The organism is Cupriavidus sp. GW821-FHT02F09 (assembly GCF_059421605.1).
The window spans coordinates 353,455-375,707 of sequence record NZ_JBWKVH010000001.1 but is presented as its reverse complement, the minus strand read 5'-3'; the positions used below and the strand labels follow the sequence as shown (position 1 = coordinate 375,707).

General features: G+C 67.4%; 24 protein-coding genes. 11 read left to right on the top strand and 13 right to left on the bottom strand.

What is annotated here, in order from left to right:
- Positions 1-6 precede the first annotated feature (6 nt).
- From AC07XB_RS01920 to AC07XB_RS01910, 3 genes are all read right to left on the bottom strand, one after another.
- Positions 7-843 (bottom strand): universal stress protein, encoded by an 837-nt coding sequence (locus AC07XB_RS01920; RefSeq protein ID WP_492810125.1) that lies wholly within the window; start codon positions 841-843, stop codon positions 7-9.
- Between the two features lie 120 nt (positions 844-963).
- Positions 964-1,608 carry a response regulator gene (locus AC07XB_RS01915; RefSeq protein WP_492810123.1) on the bottom strand — a complete coding sequence of 215 codons (645 nt, stop codon included), beginning with the start codon at positions 1,606-1,608 and terminating at the stop codon, positions 964-966.
- On the bottom strand, positions 1,605-2,978 hold the full coding sequence (locus AC07XB_RS01910; protein ID WP_492827182.1) for a PAS domain-containing sensor histidine kinase: 1,374 nt from the start codon (positions 2,976-2,978) through the stop codon (positions 1,605-1,607). Before AC07XB_RS01910 ends, AC07XB_RS01915 begins: the two co-directional genes overlap by 4 nt.
- Here AC07XB_RS01910 and AC07XB_RS01905 point away from each other — a divergent pair.
- The 3 genes from AC07XB_RS01905 to AC07XB_RS01895 all read left to right on the top strand — a co-directional run bounded on the left by AC07XB_RS01905 (position 2,968) and on the right by AC07XB_RS01895 (position 5,167).
- Complete coding sequence (locus AC07XB_RS01905; protein ID WP_492827184.1) at positions 2,968-3,684, top strand: response regulator; 717 nt, start codon at positions 2,968-2,970, stop codon at positions 3,682-3,684. The two genes, AC07XB_RS01910 and AC07XB_RS01905, sit on opposite strands and share 11 nt — an antisense overlap.
- Before the next feature lie 121 nt (positions 3,685-3,805).
- Entirely contained in the window at positions 3,806-4,606 is an 801-nt protein-coding gene (locus tag AC07XB_RS01900) for a helix-turn-helix domain-containing protein (protein WP_492827186.1), read from the top strand.
- Positions 4,607-4,885: 279 nt separating this feature from the next.
- On the top strand, positions 4,886-5,167 hold the full coding sequence (locus tag AC07XB_RS01895; protein ID WP_492827188.1) for a DUF1488 family protein: 282 nt from the start codon (positions 4,886-4,888) through the stop codon (positions 5,165-5,167).
- Here AC07XB_RS01895 and AC07XB_RS01890 read toward each other — a convergent pair.
- Positions 5,164-5,412, bottom strand: a complete 249-nt coding sequence (locus AC07XB_RS01890) for a hypothetical protein (protein WP_492827190.1) — start codon at positions 5,410-5,412, stop codon at positions 5,164-5,166. The two genes, AC07XB_RS01895 and AC07XB_RS01890, sit on opposite strands and share 4 nt — an antisense overlap.
- A gap of 204 nt (positions 5,413-5,616) precedes the next feature.
- On the opposite strand from AC07XB_RS01890, the gene AC07XB_RS01885 reads away from it, so the two are divergent.
- Complete coding sequence (locus AC07XB_RS01885) at positions 5,617-7,140, top strand: bifunctional aminoglycoside phosphotransferase/ATP-binding protein (protein ID WP_492827192.1); 1,524 nt, start codon at positions 5,617-5,619, stop codon at positions 7,138-7,140.
- Positions 7,141-7,167: 27 nt separating this feature from the next.
- Here the strand turns inward: AC07XB_RS01885 and AC07XB_RS01880 are convergent, their stop codons facing one another.
- From AC07XB_RS01880 to AC07XB_RS01870, 3 genes are read right to left on the bottom strand one after another with little or no spacing between them, the layout of a single operon-like run.
- Entirely contained in the window at positions 7,168-7,698 is a 531-nt protein-coding gene (locus AC07XB_RS01880) for a flavodoxin family protein (RefSeq protein WP_492827194.1), read from the bottom strand.
- Positions 7,699-7,708: 10 nt separating this feature from the next.
- On the bottom strand, positions 7,709-8,317 hold the full coding sequence (locus AC07XB_RS01875; RefSeq protein ID WP_492827196.1) for a lipid-binding SYLF domain-containing protein: 609 nt from the start codon (positions 8,315-8,317) through the stop codon (positions 7,709-7,711).
- Positions 8,314-8,910, bottom strand: a complete 597-nt coding sequence (locus AC07XB_RS01870) for a universal stress protein (RefSeq protein ID WP_492827198.1) — start codon at positions 8,908-8,910, stop codon at positions 8,314-8,316. The genes AC07XB_RS01875 and AC07XB_RS01870 overlap by 4 nt, the downstream gene beginning before the upstream one ends.
- Before the next feature lie 182 nt (positions 8,911-9,092).
- Between AC07XB_RS01870 and AC07XB_RS01865 the strand changes: the two genes are divergently transcribed.
- From AC07XB_RS01865 to AC07XB_RS01850, 4 genes are all read left to right on the top strand, one after another.
- Complete coding sequence (locus tag AC07XB_RS01865; RefSeq protein ID WP_492827200.1) at positions 9,093-9,548, top strand: universal stress protein; 456 nt, start codon at positions 9,093-9,095, stop codon at positions 9,546-9,548.
- Positions 9,549-9,654: 106 nt separating this feature from the next.
- A complete protein-coding gene (locus tag AC07XB_RS01860) occupies positions 9,655-11,271 on the top strand; it encodes a L,D-transpeptidase family protein (protein ID WP_492827202.1) in 1,617 nt (538 codons plus the stop codon).
- Positions 11,272-11,300: 29 nt separating this feature from the next.
- Positions 11,301-11,861: a peptidoglycan L,D-endopeptidase MepK gene (gene mepK / locus AC07XB_RS01855; RefSeq protein WP_492374936.1), complete on the top strand. Its 561-nt coding sequence runs from the start codon at positions 11,301-11,303 to the stop codon at positions 11,859-11,861.
- A 272-nt stretch (positions 11,862-12,133) separates the two neighbouring features.
- A complete protein-coding gene (locus AC07XB_RS01850; RefSeq protein WP_492827204.1) occupies positions 12,134-13,165 on the top strand; it encodes an AraC family transcriptional regulator in 1,032 nt (343 codons plus the stop codon).
- Between the two features lie 64 nt (positions 13,166-13,229).
- Here the strand turns inward: AC07XB_RS01850 and AC07XB_RS01845 are convergent, their stop codons facing one another.
- From AC07XB_RS01845 to AC07XB_RS01825, 5 genes are all read right to left on the bottom strand, one after another.
- Positions 13,230-13,997 (bottom strand): DUF4410 domain-containing protein, encoded by a 768-nt coding sequence (locus tag AC07XB_RS01845; protein ID WP_492827206.1) that lies wholly within the window; start codon positions 13,995-13,997, stop codon positions 13,230-13,232.
- A gap of 235 nt (positions 13,998-14,232) precedes the next feature.
- A complete protein-coding gene (locus tag AC07XB_RS01840) occupies positions 14,233-15,624 on the bottom strand; it encodes an ATP-binding protein (RefSeq protein ID WP_492827355.1) in 1,392 nt (463 codons plus the stop codon).
- Entirely contained in the window at positions 15,624-16,337 is a 714-nt protein-coding gene (locus AC07XB_RS01835) for a response regulator (RefSeq protein WP_150985838.1), read from the bottom strand. The genes AC07XB_RS01840 and AC07XB_RS01835 overlap by 1 nt, the downstream gene beginning before the upstream one ends.
- A 46-nt stretch (positions 16,338-16,383) precedes the next feature.
- Positions 16,384-16,677, bottom strand: a complete 294-nt coding sequence (locus AC07XB_RS01830) for an EF-hand domain-containing protein (protein WP_492374933.1) — start codon at positions 16,675-16,677, stop codon at positions 16,384-16,386.
- Between the two features lie 109 nt (positions 16,678-16,786).
- Entirely contained in the window at positions 16,787-17,743 is a 957-nt protein-coding gene (locus AC07XB_RS01825; RefSeq protein WP_492827208.1) for a hypothetical protein, read from the bottom strand.
- A gap of 264 nt (positions 17,744-18,007) precedes the next feature.
- On the opposite strand from AC07XB_RS01825, the gene AC07XB_RS01820 reads away from it, so the two are divergent.
- A complete protein-coding gene (locus AC07XB_RS01820) occupies positions 18,008-18,928 on the top strand; it encodes a sterol desaturase family protein (protein ID WP_492374931.1) in 921 nt (306 codons plus the stop codon).
- Here the strand turns inward: AC07XB_RS01820 and AC07XB_RS01815 are convergent.
- Complete coding sequence (locus tag AC07XB_RS01815; protein ID WP_492827210.1) at positions 18,918-19,931, bottom strand: serine hydrolase domain-containing protein; 1,014 nt, start codon at positions 19,929-19,931, stop codon at positions 18,918-18,920. The genes AC07XB_RS01820 and AC07XB_RS01815 overlap by 11 nt on opposite strands.
- Positions 19,932-20,178: 247 nt before the next feature.
- Here AC07XB_RS01815 and AC07XB_RS01810 point away from each other — a divergent pair, with 247 nt between their 5' ends.
- Together AC07XB_RS01810 and AC07XB_RS01805 are read left to right on the top strand one after the other, a co-directional pair.
- A complete protein-coding gene (locus tag AC07XB_RS01810; protein ID WP_492374928.1) occupies positions 20,179-21,234 on the top strand; it encodes a LacI family DNA-binding transcriptional regulator in 1,056 nt (351 codons plus the stop codon).
- 215 nt (positions 21,235-21,449) lie between these two features.
- On the top strand, positions 21,450-22,253 hold the full coding sequence (locus AC07XB_RS01805; protein ID WP_492373690.1) for a transporter substrate-binding domain-containing protein: 804 nt from the start codon (positions 21,450-21,452) through the stop codon (positions 22,251-22,253).

The window sequence follows — 22,253 nt, the reverse complement described above, 5'->3', positions numbered from 1 at the left end:
GCTCCGTCAATGCGACAACAGCAGAGGCACCGGCGCGTGATGCATCAACGTGCGCGTGGTGCCGCCCATGATTAGTTCGCGCATGCGCGAGTGCCCGTAGCCCCCGGCCACCAGCATGTCGGCCCCCAGCGCGCCAACCGCGTCGAGCAGACTGGCTGCGACGGGCCCCGCCTTCTGCACGTTGCGCACGCCGGCCACGATGCCATGGCGCTGCAGGTAATGCCGCAAGCCGGCCACCGGCTCCGAGTCTGCCCGCGGTTCGCCGCGATCGTCCCAGACGCCGATGATGGTGACGTGGCTGGCGCGCAGCAGCAAAGGCATGGCATCGGCCACGGCCCGGGCCGCTTCGCGCTGCCCGTCCCATGCGATCGCCACGTGCCCGCCATGCAGCCGGCGAAACGCCTGCGGCACCAGCAATACCGGGCGCCCGGCGTTGAGCAGCACGTACTCGGCGGCCCCGGCGCCCAGGGAAGGCACTTCCTGCGTCGCCACCGGCCGAGCCATCACCGCCAAATCGGCTACGCGGGCCTCCTGCGCCAGGACCCAGCCGGTCTCCTCCTCGACCACGCGGTGCGAGAACGGCACGCCCGGCGCATGCGCCGCCATGGTGCCGCTCAGTATCTCGCCCTGCAGCGTGGCCTGCGACAGCAGCCTGCCGCGCGACGCCGCCATATGCCGCGCAACGTCATCGCCCGCGCCCCGGACCGGGTCCAGGCGAAGGCCGGTGGCGCTGACGCCGGTGACATGCGCGCCAAAAGAGGCGGCCAGGTCGGCAGCCATCCTGACGCGAGATGCGCAGTCGGGATCCGCTCCGAGCGCAACCAGCACGGTCCGGTAGTCCATGATGTGCTCCATGTATTGGCGAGCATGCCTGCTGGCAGACCCGGTCCAGTTCATGGTGGCACAGCGCGCCGGCCGCACTTTGTCCCAGATCAAGCGCAGGAAGCTCGGGAAGCGCAGGGGCTAGATATCGCCTTCGCCAAACAGGCGATGCTGGATCGCATAGCGCACCAGCGCCGCCTCGCTGGGCAACCGCAGCTTTTCCATCAGCCGCATCTTGTAGGTACTCACGGTCTTGGCGCTGACGCACAAGGCGGCGGCGATCTCGGTCAGCGGCTCGCCCAGCACCAGGCGGCGGTAGACTTCCATCTCGCGGTCCGACAGGCGCAGGTGGGGATCCCCGCGGTGCTCGTCCTGCAGGCTGTTGGCCAGCTTCTCGCCCATCGCGGCGCTCACGTAGGTGCCGCCCGCGGCGACTTTGCCGATGGCGCTGACCAGCTCCGTGGCCGCGCTTTCCTTGGTCAGGTAGCCCGCCGCCCCGGCCCGGAACGCACGCACTACGTACTGCTCCTCGGCGTGCATGGTCAGTACCAGAATACGCAGCTCGGGCTGCTCCACGCGCAATTGCCTGATCAGCTCCAGCCCGCTACGCCCGGGCATGGAGAGGTCCAGCAGGATGACCCGGGCCTTGCAGTCACGCGCCATCTGCAGCACGGCGGCGCCGTCCACCGCCTCACCCACCACCTCGAAGCCGCCCGCGCGGCTCAGGATGTGGCGCAGCCCGTCGCGCATCACGGCGTGGTCGTCGGCAATCATCACGGGAATCACGGGCTTGCCTCCTCGCTCGTGGTTGGGGCGGTGTTTATGGCCGTGGCCAACGGAAAGCGCACGGTCAGGCAGAAGCCCTCGCCAGGCGCTTGGCTTGTCGCTACGGTGCCGCCAAGCAGCCGTGCGCGCTCCCGGATCCCCACCAGCCCCAGCGATACCCGCTCGCCACCGGGAGGCTGCGCGGCGGCATTGCCGCGGCCATTGTCCCGTACGGTCAGCTCAAAATGGTCGTCCTGGCGAACCAGCTCGATATCGACCCGGTCGGCCTGGGCATGCTGCACGACATTGCTGAGCGCCTCCTGCACGATACGGAATACCGCGGTGGCCGCGTGCTCGCCGACGTCTTCCTCTTCGGCGGCATGGGTGATGACATTGACGCCGTAGCGAGCGGAAAACTCCTTTGCCAGCCATTCGATCGCCGGGATCAGGCCAAGCTCGTCCAGCAATGCCGGGCGCAGGTCCGCAGCGATGCGCCGCACCGAAGCCACGGTTTCGTCGATGACCAGGTGCATGGCGGCGGCCTGGTCCAGCAAGGCAGGCGCCGTTCCGGCGTCCTTGAGGTCGCTGGCGAGGATAGCCGGATCCATTTTCAGCGCGCTCAGGCGCTGGCCCAGGTCGTCGTGCAACTCGCGGGCGATACGGCGGCGTTCCTCTTCCCGCGACGCCTGGACCCGGTCGGAGAGTTGCTGGAGCTCCTCGCGCGACTGCCGCAAGGCCGCCTCCACCCTCACCCGCTCCGTGGTGTCCCGCAGGATGACGGTAAACAGCTTGCCGGCACCGTCCTGCGTCTGGGAGATGGAGGCCTCGATCGGGAATTCCGTGCCGTCCTGGCGCAGCGCATGCAGTGCCCGCTGCTGGCCCATCTGCCGGTCCGTGACCCCGGTGACGCCGAACCGGCGTACGTGCGCCTCATGCGCCATACGAAAGCGTGCCGGAATCAGGTCCGCCAGGGGGCGGCCGGTCACCTGGGCGGCGGTGTACCCAAAAAGACGCTCTGCCGTGGGGTTGAACAACACGATGCACTGCGCTTCGTCCACCGTGATGATCGCTTCCATCGACGAGCGGATGATCCCTGCCAGGCGAGCCTCGCTGCCCTGGATGCGCGCCAGGTTGTCTTCCCCCGCGCGCCGCAGCCGCCGCAGGCGCACCAGCAGCAGGGAGAGCATCACGGCCACAGCCAGGCCCCAGGCGCCGAGCATCGGTGCGGCCAGGCCGCTTGGCCGGGGGGCAAGCACGGTAATGAACCACAGTGCCAGCAGCAGGAGCAGCACGAGCACGGCGCCGCCTGCCGCCAGTTCGCCAAGCGTGGCGTGAAGCGATGTCTTCGGCGCGGGGGGCAAATTCGGTGAAGGAGGGTCGTTGGTCGCCATGGCTGGTCGCGAAGTGTTCCCGGAGGGTGGCAAGTCCTGCGTGGATCCCGCGAGGATCGCCGGAGGCTCTCCTGTAAAGGTAGCCGATTTGAGCGAAATGCACACGCCCTCTGTGATGTGTTCGCAATATGGCGAGGTGGGCGTAGCAGGCTACCATCGTCCGAATAGCCGATGGTCTTTGTCAGGATTGCCTGACAGGGTCCCGCCTTTTTCCGACATCACTCTCAGCCACCGCTTCTTTCTGCCCGCCACGGCGCAAGCCATACTCGATTGCATGGATTCCATGACGCTTCCTGAACGCTTGACCGTCCTGCTGCTCGAGGACTCCGCCCTGATCGGCGCGCGGCAGGCCAGGATGCTGAGATCGATCAAGGAAGTGGAACTGCTCGCCCTGGCCCGCGAGCCACGTGCCGCACTGCTGGCCGCGCAGATCCTGCTGCCCGACATTGTCATCCTCAGCCTGAGCAGGCATGGCCGATCGGAGCTGAGCGCACTGCAGGGCCTGCGAAGAATGCGCCGCCAGGCGATCGTGGTCGTCCTGAGCAACTGCCCGGCGCCGCCAATGCGCAGTGCTTGCCTGCGGGCCGGCGCGTCGTACTTCTTCGACAAGACCATGGAATTCGACGCGTTGCGCAGCACCCTGCTGCGCCTTGCGGCGCAGAAGATAAGCGCTCGGGCGGCGGCACCGGAACACACCGCGGCATAGCGCGCGCAGCCCTTTGCCCGGCAGGGGCGGCAAACACGGCCGAGCGCAGTGGCCAGTGCGGGCGGCCAGCGGCAAGAGATAAGAGACCAGAGACCAGAGACCAGAGACAAAGGAATCAGCCATGTCAGCGTACCTGCAACAGCAAGCGAAAGCGCCTGCGGCGATGCCCCAGGCCTTTCACAGCCCCCAATTGCTGGATTTCCTGCCCCTGGAACCCACCCCGCCGGCCACGGTGTCCCGCAAGGCAAATTGCTCAAGCTGCGCCATGCGCGCCATCTGCATGGGTGGCAGCCTGAACGATGCGGATCGCTCCAGGCTCGATGCCGTGATCCACAACTGGCGCATGGTCCGGCGCGGCGAAGCGCTTTACCGGGCCGGCGACGCCTTTCAGAGCATCTACGCGCTGCGTTCCGGATCGTTCAAGACGGTGTTGGCGCACCAGAACGGCTGCGAGCAGGTCAGCGGCTTCTTCCTCACCGGCGAGACGCTCGGGCTGGATGGCATCTGCACGGAGCACCACGCCTGCGACGCCATCGCCCTGGAAGACAGCGCGGTGTGCGTCATTCCCTTCCATCTGCTAGAAGCGCTCTGCCGCGAGATGCGCTCGCTGCAGCAGCACGTGCACCGCATGCTAAGCAGCGAGATCGTGCGCGAATCGGGCGTGATGCTGCTGCTCGCCAGCCTGTGCGCGGAGCAGCGCGTGGCGGCATTCCTGCTCAATATCTCGGCGCGCCAGCATGCGCGCGGCTACTCCCGGCGCGACCTCGCGCTGCGCATGACGCGCGAAGAAATCGGCAGCTACCTGGGCATGAAGCTCGAGACCGTCAGCCGCACCTTGTCGCGCTTCCAGCGCGACGGCCTCATCGAGGTCAAGGGCAAACGCGTGACCCTGCTGGATCTTGACGCGCTGGACCGCATCTAGGCGGGCGCCATTGCGCAATCCGCCCCTGCCAGCCGTGCGCAAGCAGTGAGCGCGCGGCCCACTATCTTGCGCGCCTGGTTGACGTTGGCTTGACGTTGATCAGGAAACGCGCACGGTTCGGCTTGCGGCTGCAAACGTAGTGCCTAGACTGGCAGAAAGCTGCCGCGGCGTGCCCGTGGCGCTCGCCTTTCCCGTGCTCCGCCTTGCACTTCATTGCGCCGTCCTTTTTGCGCTGTCATTTTTGCACCTTCCTTGTTTCTCTTCCCGGGGGTCGATGCCATGACCATCAAGATCGTCTTTGCAAAAACCATCCCCTCGTATCGCCCGGCTGATCTCTGTCTCGAGTGCGCTGCCAGCGTCGACGGCATCCCGGCCAGCTACGCGATCACGGCGGAGGCACTGGAAGACCACTTCGGTGCGCGTTCGTACCGGCCGGACGACCTCATCCAAGCCTTCGAAGGGCACCGCGAGGATATCGAATGCGTGGCGCAGCAGCTGTTTGAAATGACCGCGGCTCACCACATCGTGCTGCACAGTGGTCATTTCCGTTTCGCGCGCTAGACCTGGCTGTGCGCCGGCTGGCGCGGCGCCTCGATGGCAGCGGCTGCCAGCAACGGATCGGACAGGCACATGGCATTCCAGGCATGCATCGAGGCGGCGGGCGCGACAGTGTCGGCCTTGGGCCTGGGCGGCCGCCACCACTCGGGTCCCGGCGCGCATCCAGCGCAAAGCACCGCCGCCAGGCAGGCCGCAAAGCCGCGCCGGCGCACGCAGCCGAGCATGGCACCTGGGTGGGGAACTGTCATCTTCATCGCCGCCTCCGGTTGCCGCCGCTTGCTGGCACCGGCTTGTCACGCCCGTGGCCTGCCGCGCCGAACCCTCGTTCCGCTTCAATATAGGCGCGTGGTTGCCGCTTGGCTTGATCCGCATCAAGCTAACTTCCAGGCACGTGCATAGCATGGGTACATGACCTGTCCGATCGCGGAGACAGGCACCTGGGAGAGCGCGGCATGGAACTGGCGGTACTCACGCAAGCGTTGATGCGACCCGCGGCTTACCCGCATCCGGTGGGCAAGGTCAGCCTCATCGAGACGCACATCTCGCAAGTCTTCCTTGCCGGGCCCTTTGCCTACAAGGTGCGCAAGCCCGTGTGCCTGGACTTCGTGGACTTCGGCACGCTGGCCGCCCGCGAGGCGGATTGCCAGGCCGAACTCGAACTGAATCGCAGGATGGCGGCGGCGCTCTACCTCGGCGTGGTGCCGATCGTGGCGGGACCCGGCCCCGGGGAGGTCCGGGTAGGCGGTACTGGCCAAGCGCTGGAGTACGCGGTAAAGATGCGCCGCTTCCGCCAGCAAGACCTGTTCTGCGCGATGGCGCAGACAAACCGGCTAACCGGCACCCATGTCGAGACGCTGGCTCGCCGGCTTGCCGCGATCCACCTGGCTGCGCCGGTCGCCGGCGGCGGCACGGGGCATGGCACGCCGGCACGGATCGCGGCGGTGGCGCAACAAGCCATGGCGGGCGTTGCCGCCCTCGCCTCGGGCACCGGCGCGACGGCACGCGTGGCGGCGCTGCTGCGCGAGCGGGCCGTGGCGCTGCAACCGGCATTTGCCAAACGGCTGGCAAGCGGCCATGTCAGGGAGTGCCACGGCGACCTGCACCTTGGCAATATCGCCTTGATCGACGGCGAGCCCACGCCATTCGATTGCCTGGAGTTCGATGCCGGGCTACGCTGGATCGACACCATCAGCGATACCGCCTTTGTCTTCATGGATCTGCTCCATGCCAGCCGGCAAGACCTGGCCTACCGGCTGATCAATACCTACCTGGAGTGCAGCGGCGACTATGCCGGCCTGGCGATATTGCCGTTCTACACGGCGCTGCGCGCCGTGGTGCGCGCCCGCGTGCTGCTCGAGCGGGCCCGCCAGCGCAGCGCGGCGGGAACCGGCACCGCCGCGGAAATGGCGGCGGCGCAGATGCGCTGCAACGATCTGCTCGCGCTGGCCAGCGCCGCGCTGACGCGCAATCCGGGCGCGATCACCATCATGCATGGCCTCTCGGGCAGCGGCAAAAGCACCGTTGCCCACCAGCTCGCGCTGGCCGCGGCCATGGTGCGCGTGCGCGCCGATGTGGAGCGCAAACGCCTTGCGCTTGCACATGGCAATCCGGCCGCGCACGGCGACCTTTACACGGCGCAACACACCGCCCGCGTCTACCGGCGGCTGCTGGCAATCTGCCGGCTGGGCAGTGGCGCCGGATTCCCCATGATTGCCGATGCGACCTTCCTCGCGCGCGCCGAGCGGCGGCGGTTCGCGTCGCTGGCCGCGCGCCGGGGAGCTGGCTTTTCCATCGTCGACTGCCATGCAAGCCTGGCCACCCTGCGCGAACGGATCGTCACGCGCGCGCGCCAGGGCGGCGATCCTTCAGAGGCGGACCTTCAGGTGCTGGAGTGGCAACGGCGCGCCCAGGAGCCATTGGGCAGCGATGAATGGCACCATGTGGTGCGCATAGGCGAGACCGTCTTGTCCGGCTGATTGCGCGGTTCGTGGAAACTTGCCCGTTCAGGCTTCCTTGGGCGACAGCCATGCTGGCCGCTGCGCGCCGCCGCTGCGGCCGTTGGCGGCTTCCACCTGCTCGGCAAACGCGCGCAGGGCCTGCATTGCCGCCCCGCTGGCCACGTCGGCCTGGCGCAGCGCCAGTACCGGCGACGGCGGCTCCGTGGCCAGGCGGGCGACCTCCTCTGCCGCCCTGAAAGCGCCTTGCCGGGCCATCACGCAGATCACCGCCGTCTTGCAGGCCAGTGGCATGTGGTCGCGCAGGAAGCTGCGCATGGGCGCAGCCAGGTGGCCGACCCAGATGGGCGCGACGATGACAAGCCGCTGGCAATCGTCCAGCGCCGGGCCGGCGTAGCGGTAGCCTACATGGCGCTGCAACAAGATATCCAGCACGCAGCGTGCATCGCCCAGCAAGCCGGCGCGGCTGGCCTGGTCGCCGACTTCCGCCAGCGGCCAGCCGGATTGCGCCGCCAGTTCTTCCGCGGCCTGGCGCGCCGTGCCGGTGCGCGAGTAATAAACGATCAGGATCTTTTCCATCGATGGCTCCTCAGCTCTCGATCCGGGTTATCCGCGTGCCGACCAGCGACAGGCTGATCATGATGCCGCCGTTGGTCAGCACGAAGCCCGCAATATCGCCCCGCACGGTGTTGCTATCCACGCTGGCACCGATGCCCAGGCTCAGGACGGACACCGACCCGTCCACGCCCACGGTCCAGCCCTGGCTGGCACGGAAGCGTTCCAGCGCCTGCCCGGTCAGGAACACCAGCACCACGGCCCTGGATGCCATGCCCGCCTGCGCCCCGAGCGAGGCGCCAATCAGCCGGTAGTAGGCCTTATCCCCGCCTGCGCCACGCATCATGCCGTCGCCCTGCTCCACGCCCGCCACCGCGCCGCCGGCCAGCACATCGGGAAAGACCAGCACGCCGCTGGCTTTGTCCAGCAAGGCCCGCGCGCCGGGGTTGCGCGCAATCAGGCGCGCCAGCACGGCTTCGCAGCGTGCATCGAGCTCGTCGGCATCCAGCACGCGCTTGTCGGCGGCTGGGCCTGCCCACGCGGGCGCCGGCAGGCCTGCTGCGCAGCACAGCACGGCAGCCCCGGCGAGCGCCCGGCATGCCAGGCGCCGCCGCCTGGCGGCAGCCGGCAACGTTGGGGTCATGGCTTCACCGTCGAGCCTGATGCCGGCTTTGTGGCCGCGTTCGCCTCAGCCTGTGGCGCGTGCACCAGCAGTACCGGCTGGCGGCATTGCCGCACCAGCGCTTCAGCGACGCTGCCCATGAGCAAGCGCCGCACGCCGCGCCGACCGTGCGTGCCCAGCACCAGCAACTCCGCGCCGGTCTGCTGCGCCACCTGCTCGATCGCGTTGGCCACGTCGCCCAGCGCCAGGGCTTCATCCACCATCAGCGTCTTGCATGTCACCTGCGCAGCCGCCGCCTTGGCCTTGGCTTCGTCCAGCAGGATCTGCCCGCCTTCGAGCAGGCCGGCACGCAGGTCTGTCAGGTCGATGTAGCCGACCTCGTACCTGAGGTAGCTGTTATCGATCACATGCACCACGGTGAGTTCCGAGTGCATCGCCGCGGCCAGGCGCAGCGCCTCCTCCAGCGCCCGATCGGCGGACTCGCTGCCATCCACGGCAACCAGGATCTTGCTGTACATCTTGTACCTCCCGCTAAAGAAAAGACAGGCGCCGCAGCTTGCAGCCGACGCTTCCAGTTTGTACGCCCGGGCAAGCATGGTGTTGATGTAGATCATGGCATTTGCTGCTTTCCCGGAGCCCCGCGCCGTTTGCCCGCTTTGCGCGCATCGCCCTGGTGGCTTGACGTGCATCAATACGTCCCGTGCCCAGCCCGCTAAGCTGCTAATGGAGGCCGGCCCAATGCGCGCTTGCCTATCGACATTGCAACATGGCGACATCCAGCCAGGAGGCACGGACCATGTACCAGAGAATATTGCTCGCGGTGGACGGCAGCCGCTCTTCGGAACTTGCGCTGAGCCAGGCCATCACGGTGGCCAAGGCGACCGGCAGCGAGGTAAAGGTGCTCTTCGTGGCGGACGACAACGATGTCTTCTTCACGGCGGGCAGCTACGACCCCCACAAACTGATGGAAGGCATCCTGGCCGCGGGACGCGATGCGCTGGCAGCGGCCGCCACGCGCCTGGCGGATGCCGGCATCCCGCATTCGACGCTGATCCTCGAGAAGCCCGTTTCCCCCGGGCAGATCTCCACCACGATCGTGGAGCAAGCCGACCGCTGGAATGCGGACCTGATCGTGATCGGCACGCACGGCCGCCGCGGCTTCCGGCGCCTGGTCATGGGCAGCGTGTCCGAAGGCGTGGTGCACAAGAGCAACAAGCCGGTGCTGATGGTGCGCAGCGAGATCCAGGAATGAGGACGCCCCGGGAACGACGCGTTGAACGATGCGCTGAACGATGCGCTGAACGACGGGCTGAACGACGGGATGAACGACGGGAATCATGCCGGCGGCGGGCGGATTGATGCGAGGCGCCTCCCGGATCCGACGCAACGGCGTGGCCGCGCCCCGGGTCCTGGCCGGCCTGCTGGCCGCATGGGCCTTGAGTTGCCATGGGCTCGCGCTGGCCACACAGGCAGCGCCAGCAGCGCTCTGGTTTTCCCAGGGCCATCCCAATGCCCAGGCCTGGCAGGCCGCCGGCATCCTGGACGGCGCCCCGGCCGACGGGCTGGAACCCCGCGATTATGATGCCGACGGCCTGCGCCGCGCGCTGGGCCAGGCCGCGGATGGACTGCCGCTGGCGCCCGAAGCCGCCGCCTCGCTTGACGAGAGGCTGACGGCGGCAATGCAGCGCTATCTCGCCGACCTGCATGGCGGCCGGGTCGATCCCGGCACGATCCACGAGAAATTTGCCCCGGCGCCGGACCGGCAGTTCGATCCGTCGCGCCTCCTGCGCACAGCCATCGCCGGGCAGGACCTGCCCGAGGCAGTCCGGCAGGCGGCGCCGTCGTTCCCGCTCTACGCAAGCTTGCGCGCGGCGCTTTCACGCTACCGCGCGCTGGCAGGCCACCCGGCCTGGCAGGCACCGCTGCCGCCGCTGCCCGGCAGGAAGCTGGTGCCCGGGCAGGCCTACGCCGGGCTGCCGGTGCTGGCGCAGCGCCTGATCGCGCTAGGCGACTTGCCCGCCGCCACGCCAGTCCCGGAACGCTACCAAGGCGAACTGGTGGAGGGCATCAAGGCGTTCCAGGTCCGCCACGGGCTGGAGGCGGATGGCGCCATCGGCGCGGGCACGTTCGCCCAACTGAACGCGCCGCTCGCCGGCCGCGTACGGCAGATCGAACTGACGCTGGAGCGCCTGCGCTGGACGCCCCTGCTGGAGGGCCCGCGCATGATCGTGGTCAACGTGCCGGAGTTCGTGTTGCGCGCCTACGAAATCCACGGCGGCGCCATCCAGGTCAAGGCGGAGATGAAGGTGATCGTGGGCAAGGCGCTCGATACGCGCACGCCGCTGTTCAAGGAGGACATGCGCTTCATCGAGTTCAGTCCTTACTGGAACGTGCCGCCGTCCATCGCGCGCGCGGAAACCGTGCCCCGGCTGCGCCGCGATCCCGGCTATTTCGAGCGGCAAGGCTTCGAGTTCGTCAGTGGCGAGGGCAAGGTGATCACCACCCTGTCGGCCGCCAGCCTGGATGCCGTCCAGCGCGGCCAACTGCGCATACGGCAACGCCCGGGGCCGATGAATGCGCTTGGCGACATCAAGTTCGTCTTCCCCAACAACGAGAACATCTACCTGCATCACACGCCCACCCCGCAACTGTTCGCGCGGGACCGGCGCGACCTGAGCCACGGCTGCATCCGTGTCGAGGCGCCGGAGGCGCTGGCTGGCTTCGTGCTGCAGGACACGCCCGGCTGGACCGAGGCGCGCATCCGCGAGGCCATGGAGAAGGGAGAATCCAGCACGCTGCGGCTGCGCCAGCCCTTGCCGGTGGTGCTTGCCTACGGCACGGCCATCGTCAAGGCTGACGCTCGCGTCTACTTCTTCCCGGATATCTATGGGCTGGACAGCGTGCTTGACGAGGCGCTGCGGCAACGGTCCGCCCGCCTGCGGGCTTCCGCCTTGGCCAGCACGCAGGCAAGATAGGGCAATTGCACCAAAGGGGAGTGCTTTCGATGACCAAACCGCCCAGCGATCCTCGCCGCCTGTTCCTGCGGCACGCCGGCGGGCTTGTGCTGGCTGGCACGCTGCTGCCGTTGCCGGCCCGGTCCGCGCTGGCGAGCTTGCCCGATGCCCGCAGCTTGTCCTTCGAGCACACCCACACCGGCGAGCGCATCGCCTTGGTCTACGCCGTCGGCGATCAGTTCGTGCCCGAGTCACTGGCCGCGCTCAATCGCTTCCTGCGCGATCACTACTCGGGCCAGGTCGGCGTGATCGATCCGCAACTGTTCGCGCTGCTTTACCGCCTGAGGCAAACGCTGTGCTGCGCGGCCCCCTTCCAGGTCATCTCCGGCTATCGCAGCCCCGCCACCAATGCGCGGCTGCGCAAGACGCGCGGTGGCGGCGTGGCCAGCCATAGCCTGCATATGGACGGCAAAGCCATCGATATCCGCCTGCCCGGCGTTGCGCTGTCCGACCTGCGCGACGCCGCGCTCTCGCTGCGCGCCGGCGGCGTGGGCTTCTATCCGCAGGAGCAGTTCGTGCATGCGGATACGGGCCGGGTGCGGGATTGGTAGGCAAGGCACCGTTGAAGACCATCGGCAGGTTCCGGCCAAGCTCTCGCATCCGGGTTTTCCCCATCGGCGGCCCCCCTAGCCTGGGCGGCCCGGACAAGTTATGCTCTTGGCCGCATATTAGCCCGCACGGGGTGGGCTAGCGCTCAATCGACAATCCCCCGGCACCGGGCGGGCATATCTGGAAGGAAATCAGCCATGCGCACCCCTGCACGAACAATCTCTTGCCCGCGCGCATGCCGCTAAGCCGGTTGTTGTTGCCTCCAGAGCCGCCCGTGCTAGCGCCCGGCATCGCGCACAGCAGTTTCAGCGTGCAAGGCGACGCCCGCCAGAGCTTGCTGGCCTGGCAGGAGCGGATGAGCCCGGTCTACGATATCCGGCCTGCCACGGCGCAAGGCGAGCAGACGTTCGAAGCCTCGCTGTCTCGCTACTCCATCGACGATCTGAGCTTCTTCGACATCCGCACCAGCCCCAATCTGGCCGAGCGCTCGTTGGGGCGCGTGTCGACAGAGAACATTCGCGACATTACCTTCAGCGTGTTCCTGGAAGGCGCGCCCGCCCAATTCCTGGGCGGCAAGCCAGGGCTGAACGCGCCGCAGTGGCACGGCGTGCCAAGCATCCTCGCGCTGGACATGGACCAGCCGTGCACCATCCGGAGTTTTCATGGCCGCATGCTGCTGTTTTTCGTGCCGCGCGCCTTGGTGGAAATGGCCTTCCCCGATGCCGCCTCGCTGCATGGCCGCCTGGTTGAGGCCACCACACCGCTGATGCGGGTGCTGATCTCGCATCTGGTGGCACTGAATCGACAAATCGTAGGCCTATGCAAAGAGGAAGCCGACCGGTCGTTTCGCACCGCGATCGAACTGCTGGCCGCGGCGTTCAGCCGGCACGCGGGGCTCTCCGGCAACGCCCGCGCAGCGGTGCGGGCGGCGGTGTACGGACAGGTGCGGCGCTATGTCGAGGCCAATCTGCATGACCCCGACCTGAGCCCTGACAGCGTGCTGCAATCGCTGCATCTGTCGCGCGCCAGCGTGTACCGCCTATTCATGCATGAAGGTGGCCTGGCCGCTTATATCCGCAGCCGCAGGCTGCGGGCGGCGGCCGATGAACTGGTGCGCTTTCCTGACATGGCGGTGCAGGACATTGCCTCAGGGCTCGGTTTCAACAATGCATCGAGCTTTACGCGCGCCTTTCGCCGCGCCTACGACATCGCGCCGCAGGAATTGCACAGCTATGCCCCGCTGCTACAGCGCGAACAGGCAAGGCTACAGCGCCATGCGCCCTGGCGCGCGGCGGGATTGAGGTAGGAATCCGGTAGGAATCCGTTCAAGGCACTGGCCCTCTCACCACCTCTCGCCCCTTCTCGCCCCGTCACTCCACCGGCACCGCCGACATCCACCCGTTTGCGGCATTCGCCGCCACGACCTGCTTCGCGATCGAATCGCCCAGGCGCCGGGCATCCGCGGAGATACTGTCGCGCTTGACCTCGGACACGCCATGCAAGCCCGCGCCGGCGGCTGCGGACATCGCGAGATGGCCGGCGGCGGCACCGACGCCGGCGGTTTCAGCCACGCCCGGCATGTGGCCGCTGTTGGCCTCGGCCGCGAAACTCTGCAGCGGCATGGGCGCGCCGTCCGCCGGCTTGTACAGGATCCGGACCGACGCGCCGACCTCGCTCTTGCCTGCGCCAAGGCCGATCAGCAAGCGGCGCCGACGCTTGCCCTCGTCGATCTTCTGGATGCTTCCCTCGACGATCAGCGCATTGCTGTGCGCGGGCGCGGGGCCGTCCGCGCGTACCGCGCGCAGTCCCTGGGACTGCAGCTGGCGCACGACTTCATCGGACACCTGCTCGCTCACTTCGCGCGCCGCCTGGCTCTGCTCGCTGGCCGCGGACCCGCCGGCGACCATCGTCTTGAGCTTCTGCACCATGCCGCTGTCCAGTTTCACCTGATCCGGGCTGGCATCGAAGGCTTGCACATAAATGATGTCCGCCTGCACCTGTGCCTGAGGCATGGCGCTGGCCTGAGTCACGCCGGTGACGCCCCAGGCGCAGCCCGCCATCAAGAGCGATCCTGCCGCCAATGCCGTCATCGCCAGACGCGTGGCGTTGTGCTTTAGGAGTGGGTATGAAGTCTGCATGTTGTTCCTGTCATCGGCACCATCGCGGCGCCAATTGCCGAAAAATTGCCGCCGATTGCCGAAAATCTGCCGAGAAGATGTCGCCGACAATCATGCGATCCTCAGGATCAGAAACCATCGGAGATCACGCCTGCTTGCGTGCGGCTCATCTGCTATCGGTGTGAGCCGCAACCTGCAGACGCAAGTATGGGAGGAACTGGCTGCGCGCGCCATGCAGGAAATATGTCGCGCGATGTCATGCTTGCGTCGAGCCCGGGCGTACGGAATGCACGGCTTCGCCTGAGGCCGATGGCCGGTGCAGCGGCAACGCCACCACCGCTTCCAGCCCCCCGCCCTCGCGGGCGCGGAACTGCAAGGAGCCGCCGTGCAGGCGCGCAATGCGCTCCACGATCGCCAGGCCCAGGCCGGTGCCGCCCGAATGGCCGCGCGCGTTGCTGCCGCGGCTAAAGGGCGCCTTGAGCTGCTCCAGCTCCTGCGCGCTGATGCCGCTGCCCCGGTCGCACACGGCGGCATAGGCCGTATCGCCCTCGGCCCAGGTGCGCACGAACAAGCCGGTTCGTCCGTAGACGACCGCGTTGTGCATCAGGTTCATCAGCAGCCGCATCAGGCTCACCGGCCGGAACGAAAGCGCCGGCACGCTGCCGAGCGAAAGCTCGAACTCATGCCCAAGCCCGGCATAATCCGCGGCAAGCTGGCTAACGAGCGCATTGAGGTCACCAGGCTGGGGCACCTCGCGTTCGCCACTGCCCGCGTAGTCCATGAACTGCTGGAGGATCGTGTCGATCTGATCGAGATAGCCCTGCGCCGATGCCACGAACAGATCGGCGGCGCCGCGCGGCATTGCCATGGCCATCGCCAGACGCAGCTTGGTGAGCGGCGTGCGGATATCATGCGACACGCCGGCCAGCATCAGCGCGCGTGTGGCCTCCGCCTGCTGCAATGCCTGCGTCATCTGGTTGAACGCGCCGCTCACCTGGGCGATTTCCGTCGGCCCGCTGGTGGGCAGAGGCACGGGGGCTTCGCCGGCGCTGACGTGGCGTGCCGCGCGCGCCAGATCCTGCAGCGGACGGTTGATGTGCAGCTGGATCAGGTAACCCGTGAGCGCCGCGAGCAACGTGAAGGCCGCCGACAGCGCCAGCGCGGTGGTGACGCCGCTCGCCTGCGCGTCTTCGGTCATCGGCAAGGCGATCCATTGGGGCACGCCATCCACGTGTACGCGAATCCATAGTTGCTCCCCTTCCCCCTCCCTCTCGCCGTTCCCCGTCTGCCATCGCACCGCCATGTCCGGCGGCAGATAGCGCTGCAATGCCTCCATGAAGACGTCGCGCTGGTAGGTACGAAAGAAGTGGAGCGGACTGGCATGCGGCGCCTCTACGCCTTGCTCCGGCGGCTGCGCCTGCGCCCCGAGCCGTGCCGCCGCCGCGCGGCCCTGCTCGGGCGGCATGGCGGCAAAGACGCGGTCGAGCGTCTTCACGTAGTCGGAAAAGATGATCGCCGCACGCTCGATGTGTGGGCGCTGCACGAAATGCAGCAACACGGTGAGCGCGCTGACCTGGGTCAGCGCCACGAGCGCCACCAGCAGGGCGATGTTGCGCGCGAGCAGCGAGCGGGGCAGCGCGAGCCGCATCACGGCCCGACGCCGGCGACCAGCATGTAGCCGACGCCCCACACGGTCTTGATGAAGCGCGGCTTGGACGGATCGTCTTCGACGATCTGGCGCAGCCGCAGGATCTGTACGTCGATGCTGCGGTCAAGGGCGTCATGGTCGCGGCCGCGGGCGCGCGCCAGCAGGTTCTCGCGGCTCACCGGGCGGTTTGGCGACGACCCTAGCGCGTGCAGCAGCAGCATCTGCGCGGAGTGCACTTCGACCGGCTCACCGCCGCGCTCCAGCGTCTGCTTGCCAACATCGAATGCGAAATCGCCGAAGCGCAAGGTCTGCGAGGTCACGGTCGGATCTCCAGCCGCCATCTTCTGCCGGCGCAGCAGTGCGCGGATCCGTGCCACCAGTTCGTCCGGGAGGAATGGCTTGGCGAGATAGTCGTCGGCGCCGGTCTCAAGCCCGACCACCCTGTCGACCGGATCGCCCTTGGCGGTCAGCATCAGGATGGGCAGCGTCTGCCCTTCGGCGCGCAGCCGGCGGCAAATGGCCAGGCCATCTTCCGGTTCCATCATCAGGTCCAGCACGAGCAGGTCGTACGGCTCGCGCTGCAGGTAGCGGTCAAGCCGCTTGCCATCGGCGACCGCGCGCACCTGGAAGCCGTGCCCGGTCAGGAACCGTTGCAGCATGTTGCGCAGCTCGGCCTCATCATCGAGCACGATAATCCTGTTCACCTGCTCCATGGCGCGTCTCCGGCAAGGAACGCGAATCGCCTGTGATCAGCGGTGGTCAGCGGGCCATTGCCTTCTGTCTCATGAACCCCTCGATCTGCGCCAACGTGACGTATCCGGCCTGCTGCGTGTCGATCTCGTCGAAATGGCTGGCGACCATCGGCATGCCCGCCGCCGCTTGTTCCCGGGTCAGCTTGCCGTCGCGCGTCGTGTTGGCATTGGCGAAGCGCATCTGCAATTGCTGCATCGCACGTTCCACCCGCGCGCTGCCACCCGCTGGTGGCGCGACGCTCTGCGCCGATGCGCCTGCAGAAACAATACACAAAATCAAAACCGCGATCATCTGCTTCATGGTGTTCTCCGTGGTGTAGCCGATATTCGATGCCGGCGGGGGTAATCGATCCGCATCAATCCGCATCGATCCGGAACAATTCGGAACAATCAGATAGGGCTGATGGCTGTCAGGCCCAGTGCGCAGGCACCCAGACGCGGCCGACCCAATGTCCGGGCACCATGACCGCCGCACGCGGCGCCCGTGCCACGTAGACGGCACGCGGCGCGACATACACAACCCGCGGCGGGGGCGGCGGCGCAACCACCACCACCTTGGGCGCCGGCGGGGCGACGTAGACCGCCTTCGGGGGCTGCGCGGGCGGCAGGTAGACAGGCGTGGGCTGCACATAGGCCACCGGAGGCGGCGGCACATAAGCCACCGGCGCGGGGGTGACGACCACCGGCGCGGTGCCAACCGCCACGGTGGCGCCCACGGTGGTCACCGTGCCGCCGGTCGTGACCGTGCCTGCGGTCGTCACCGTGCCGCCATGTACCACCGTGGTGCCGCCGCCCGTCGTCACGACACCCGGCGCCACGCGCGTCGCGGTGCCAGAGTGGGTGACGGTGCCGCCTTCCGCGCCGGTCACCGTCCCCGAACGGGCGCACGTCGCGCCGGCGCAGGTGGTCGATGCCGCGTGGCTGACCGTGTTGCCGTTCGAGCCGGTGATCGTGCCCGACGATGAATACTGGCCCGGCGCGTCACGCGTCACGCTGCCCGCCGTGGAGGCGGTCTGGCCATTTGGCCCGGTGAGGTTGCCCGTGTGCGAGCAGGTGCCGCCGGCGCAACTGGTGTCGCCAGCGTGCTGTACCGAGCGGCCGTTGGGCCCGGTCGCCGTGCCCGAGTTGGAGAACTGCCCCGGCGCGGTACGGGTCACCGTGCCGGTATTCGTCGCGATCCCGCCGTAGGGGCCGGCGACGCCATCGGCGTGCGAACAGCTTGCGCCTGCGCATGAACCGGCATGCGCGCCGTTGTAGACGCCGTGCGGCGTGTAGGCCGTGCCGTGGCCCGACCAGCCAGCGAAGACCGGGGTGCTGGCGAGGAGGATCAGCGAGGCGGCCGCTGTGACAACGTGATGGCGTTTCATGGGATGTCCTTCGGGTTCGGGTTCGGGCCAGGTCACGCACTGCGGCCTGGAAACGGGACGAACTATAGGACGAGGGTGCGAAACATTCGCCATGGAAAACATGTCGCGGTGTTACACCGGCCGGGCAGACGGATCCAGTGACATCGAGCGACATAGTTTCCGTCTGGTTCTGGCGGCGGCCGCCCACTACAGTGGCCTCACCCGACGCGACGGCGGTCACTGCCGCAGACGACGCGCCCCACCCCAACCTGTCCCGCGCCCATCATGCACACCACTGGAAACATCGCGCTCTATGTCGCGTTAGCCACGTCGTTCATCGTCGCCGTCTCGCTGATCGAGGCGTTCGTGCTCACCCGAACGCTGCGCCACAGCGCCGCGCCGTTCGACTGGAATGAAACATGGCTGTCGCTGGCCGACCTGGTGGGCGGCAAGCTGTTCGCGCTGCTGCCGCTCTCGCTGGCAACGCCGATCTTCGCCTTCGCCTGGGATCATCGCCTCTTTACCGTCACGATCAACAGCGCGCTGATGGCGCTGCTGCTGTTTGTCGGCCAGGAGTTCTGCTACTACTGGTATCACCGCGCGTCGCATCGCATCCGTTTTTTCTGGGCCACGCATGCGGTGCATCACTCGCCGAACCAGTTGACGCTGTCGTCTGCCTATCGGCTTGGCTGGACCAGCAAGCTGAGCGGCTCGGCGATGTTCTTCGCGCCGCTCGTCTGGCTTGGCGTGCGCCCTGAGGTCGTGCTCGCCACGCTGATGTTCAACCTGCTGTATCAGTTCTGGCTGCACAACACGTGGATGCCCAAGCTCGGCTGGCTCGAATACGTGTTCAACACGCCGTCGGCGCATCGCGTGCACCACGCGTCGAATGCCGATTACCTGGATGCCAACTACGGCGGCGTGCTGATCGTCTTCGATCGCCTGTTCGGCACCTACGTCGAGGAACGCGCCGACGAACCGTGCCGTTACGGCCTGGTAACCCCGACGCGCACGCGCAACCCGCTCGTCAATCAGTTCGAGCACTGGGTCAGCCTCGCGCGGGATATCGCGTCGGCGGGCAATGCATGGACCGCCATCCGTTACGTGATGCTGCCGCCCGGCTGGCGCGCGGACGGCACTGGCGAGACCACGGAGAACCTGCGCCGGCGCCACTGCGCCGCGCCACGGCCTGTGTCTACTCGCTGACCCCGTGCGCTAGCCAACGAACCGCAGGGTGTTCTCCGGGCAGCGCCGCGCGGGTGGCATCCTCCATCAGCCGCAAGCCTGTGTTGCTGTTGGTGAGCAGCACGACGCCCGCGCGCTGCTCGGTGCTGCCCATCACGAATGCCCTCACGCCTTGCATCTTGCCCCACTGGAAGAACGTGCCCCGGCTGGGCTCGACGCCCCACCCCAGCCCCCAGCCGATGTCCGGCTCCGTGGCAGCCGGCGCGCCATCGAGGTAGACGATTTCTCCTTTTGGCACCATGACGCTCGCCGTCAGCCATTGTTGCCAGGTCGAGGCACTGAGCCCATCGCCCCGAAGCACGGCGGCAACAAAAGCGCCGTAGTCGCCGGCCGTGGTTTGCAGCGAATAGGAGGCGCTCGCCGCGGGCGGGCGATGCACGTCTAGCCGCTGCGCCGCCTCATGCGGGTTGGCCGCATTCGCGAGGAACCGATCCTGCCACTCCAGGCTCGACGAGCGCATCCCGAGTGGCTCGAACACCAGGCGCCGCAGGATCGCTTCCAGGGTTTCCCCTGTTTTTGCCTCAACGGCAGACTGCAGAAAAATGAACCCCAGGCTGGAGTAGCTGAACCACGCGCCAGGAGCAAAGTGCAGCCGCAGCGGATTCTTGTCGCGCAGGTTCTGCAGCCCACACGTATGCGTTAGCACGTGGCGCATGGTGATGCGCGCCGAGGCCGCATCGTCCGGCACGATCGGCTGGGCCGAGCGCGACAGCGGCTCGTCAAGATCCAGCACGCCGGCGTCGACAAGCTGCAGCAAGGCGTACGAGACAATCGGCTTGGTGAGCGATGCCGCGCCGAACACGGTGCCGGCATCCACCGGCTCGGCGGTGTCCTGGTTCCTCACGCCGGCGGCGGCCACGTCGACCGAGTCCTCGCGCACGTGCGCCAGGCAGGCGCCGGTGACGGATTTGTCCTTCAGCAGATGCGCAAGGCGCATGTCCAGCGACGGCGTTCCATGGCCCATGTTGCCTCACTCCGATAGTAAGGCCGCCATTATCGCGCAGGTGCGGCCCGGGCCTCTTCCGCACAGCGCATGATCGCCTCGGCCAGCGCCTCGCGCGGATACGCGTTCTGCGTGACGAACAACGCGACGCAAACACGACCGGCATGCCCGTCACCAGCCGGCGGATCTGCGCGAAGGCCGGCGTGCTGGCAAGTCAGGTACGCACGATGCATAATCCTGAAACTGGTTTCACCGAGACCAACTTCCCATGCCACGCGCTGTGACACAACCCAAGTCCGACCTGAAGCCCGCAGAGAAACTCACCATCCAGGACGTTGCCAACCATGCGGGCGTCTCGAAAGCAACGGTATCGCGCTTCCTGAACCGGGGCGGCGAGCAGTTGTCCGCCGACGTGGAGGCACGCGTGGCCGCAGCCGTGCGCGCGCTGGGCTATAGCCCGAGTCCCATGGCGCAAGCGCTCAAGCGCGGCAAGTCGCGCCTGATCGGGCTGGTGGTGGCGGACGTTTCCAACTCGTTCTCGGTGGCCGTGCTGCGTGGTGTGGAGAAGGCCTGCCGCGACGCTGGCTATATGGTGATGCTGTTCAACCTGGGCAATGACGAGCAACTGGAGCGCGAAGCCATTCGCTCGCTGTCGGCTTACCGGGTCGAGGGCTTCATCCTGCACACGCTGGGCCACGACGCCGGCGCCCTTGCCGATGCCGCGCAACTGGGCAAGCCGGTCGTGCTGGTCGACCGCAAGGTCGGCGACGCGGAAGTCGACCTGGTGGCCCTGGATAACCTTTCCGCGGTCCACGAGGCTGCCGGCCACTTGCTCGAAGCCGGCTACCGGCGCTTGCTCTTCATCAGCGAGCCGATCAAGGCCATCAGTTCGCGCAACGAGCGGGCCCGGGCCTTCCAGAACTTCGTCGCGGAACACGCCGACTCGCTTGGCGGCAGCGTGTTCGAAGCCCGCCCCGGTGACGACGACGCCCTGGACGAAGCGCTGCGCGCCCTGCGCCGCGACGCCGGCAAGGCGCCGGTAGCCGTGCTGGCGGCCAATGCGGTGATCTCGCTGCGCGTGGCCGCTGCCGCCGCCAGGCTGGGGTGGCAGCTCGGCACCGACCTCGGCCTGATCGGGTTCGATGATCCGGAATGGGCTGCCCTGGTCGGCCCCGGCCTGAGCACCATTTCCCAGCCGACCGACGATATCGGACGCGCCGCCACCAACTGCCTGATCGAGCGGCTGCAAGGCGCGCAGCTTGCGCCGCGCCAGGTCTTGTTGCCTGGCACCCTGGTCAAGCGCGGGTCGACGCGCCGCGGCTGACAGGAACCCGACAGTGGTTCCTGGCGACGCGAGGGCGTAACGAGCGCCCACCCTCTCCCCCGCCCCCCGCCCCATCCCCCAATTTCACCCGTAAGGGTTTCCACTGCTGGAGTTCTGAAACCGGTTTCCTATAATCCTGAAACCGGTTTCAGAACCGTACTTTCCGATCGCTGCGACGCCAGCGACGCATTCCACAGAACGTGCAGGAGACATTGATGACTATCCAACGCTTGTTGCGCCAGATTGCCGCGCCCGTGCTCACGCTGCTGGTCCTGGCCAGCGCCTCGGCCGGCGTCCAGGCACAGACCGTCGCCGAGATCGTCAAGAGGGGCAAGGTCACCATCGGCGTGGTGACGGGCGCGCCGCCCTTCGGCACCACGGACGCCACCGGCAAGCCCGCCGGCTACGATGTCGACGTCGCCAACCTGCTGGGCAAGTACCTCGGCGTGCCGGTCGATATCGTGCCGCTCACCTCTCCCAGCCGCATTCCGGCGCTGGAAGCCGGCAAGGTCGATTTCCTCGTCGCCACCCTGGCGCCGACGCCCGAGCGGGCGCGGGCCATCATGTTCAGCTCGCCCTACAGCGCGTTCGAGCTGACCATCTTCGCGCCGGTCGCGGCCAAGTACGCCAAGCTGGCTGAGCTTGGAAAGAAGAAGGTTGGCGTGACGCGCGGCACCACGCAAGACACGGCACTGACCCGCCTGGTGGTGCCCGGCATGAGCATCGTCCGCTTCGAGGACGACGCCACCTGTGCGCAAGCACTGATCAGCAACCAGGTCGAAGCCATTGCCCTGCCCAGCACCACCGGCAACGAGATCATGAAGGCACGCGGCGCCGGCAAGTTCGATGCCAAGTTTGCGTTCTCGGTGCAACCGAACTCGATGGCCGTGCGCAAGGACGCTTTCGAGCTGCGCCAGTGGCTCAACACCACCATCTCCTACGTCAAGCTCAATGGCGAACTCGACGCCATTGCGCAGAAGTGGACCGGCAAGGCGCTGCCCGCGCTGCAAACGTTCTGA

Coding starts and splice junctions, on each gene's coding strand:
- mepK (WP_492374936.1), top strand. CDS start 11,301: ATGACCAAACCGCCCAGCGATCCTCGCCGCCTGTTCCTGCGGCACGCC.
- AC07XB_RS01845 (WP_492827206.1), bottom strand. CDS start 13,997: ATGCAGACTTCATACCCACTCCTAAAGCACAACGCCACGCGTCTGGCG.
- AC07XB_RS01870 (WP_492827198.1), bottom strand. CDS start 8,910: ATGATCTACATCAACACCATGCTTGCCCGGGCGTACAAACTGGAAGCG.
- AC07XB_RS01835 (WP_150985838.1), bottom strand. CDS start 16,337: ATGGAGCAGGTGAACAGGATTATCGTGCTCGATGATGAGGCCGAGCTG.
- AC07XB_RS01865 (WP_492827200.1), top strand. CDS start 9,093: ATGTACCAGAGAATATTGCTCGCGGTGGACGGCAGCCGCTCTTCGGAA.
- AC07XB_RS01920 (WP_492810125.1), bottom strand. CDS start 843: ATGGACTACCGGACCGTGCTGGTTGCGCTCGGAGCGGATCCCGACTGC.
- AC07XB_RS01815 (WP_492827210.1), bottom strand. CDS start 19,931: ATGGGCCATGGAACGCCGTCGCTGGACATGCGCCTTGCGCATCTGCTG.
- AC07XB_RS01895 (WP_492827188.1), top strand. CDS start 4,886: ATGACCATCAAGATCGTCTTTGCAAAAACCATCCCCTCGTATCGCCCG.
- AC07XB_RS01910 (WP_492827182.1), bottom strand. CDS start 2,978: ATGGCGACCAACGACCCTCCTTCACCGAATTTGCCCCCCGCGCCGAAG.
- AC07XB_RS01825 (WP_492827208.1), bottom strand. CDS start 17,743: ATGAAACGCCATCACGTTGTCACAGCGGCCGCCTCGCTGATCCTCCTC.
- AC07XB_RS01900 (WP_492827186.1), top strand. CDS start 3,806: ATGTCAGCGTACCTGCAACAGCAAGCGAAAGCGCCTGCGGCGATGCCC.
- AC07XB_RS01830 (WP_492374933.1), bottom strand. CDS start 16,677: ATGAAGCAGATGATCGCGGTTTTGATTTTGTGTATTGTTTCTGCAGGC.
- AC07XB_RS01890 (WP_492827190.1), bottom strand. CDS start 5,412: ATGACAGTTCCCCACCCAGGTGCCATGCTCGGCTGCGTGCGCCGGCGC.
- AC07XB_RS01840 (WP_492827355.1), bottom strand. CDS start 15,624: ATGCGGCTCGCGCTGCCCCGCTCGCTGCTCGCGCGCAACATCGCCCTG.
- AC07XB_RS01875 (WP_492827196.1), bottom strand. CDS start 8,317: ATGACCCCAACGTTGCCGGCTGCCGCCAGGCGGCGGCGCCTGGCATGC.
- AC07XB_RS01860 (WP_492827202.1), top strand. CDS start 9,655: ATGCGAGGCGCCTCCCGGATCCGACGCAACGGCGTGGCCGCGCCCCGG.
- AC07XB_RS01820 (WP_492374931.1), top strand. CDS start 18,008: ATGCACACCACTGGAAACATCGCGCTCTATGTCGCGTTAGCCACGTCG.
- AC07XB_RS01810 (WP_492374928.1), top strand. CDS start 20,179: ATGCCACGCGCTGTGACACAACCCAAGTCCGACCTGAAGCCCGCAGAG.
- AC07XB_RS01885 (WP_492827192.1), top strand. CDS start 5,617: ATGGAACTGGCGGTACTCACGCAAGCGTTGATGCGACCCGCGGCTTAC.
- AC07XB_RS01880 (WP_492827194.1), bottom strand. CDS start 7,698: ATGGAAAAGATCCTGATCGTTTATTACTCGCGCACCGGCACGGCGCGC.
- AC07XB_RS01805 (WP_492373690.1), top strand. CDS start 21,450: ATGACTATCCAACGCTTGTTGCGCCAGATTGCCGCGCCCGTGCTCACG.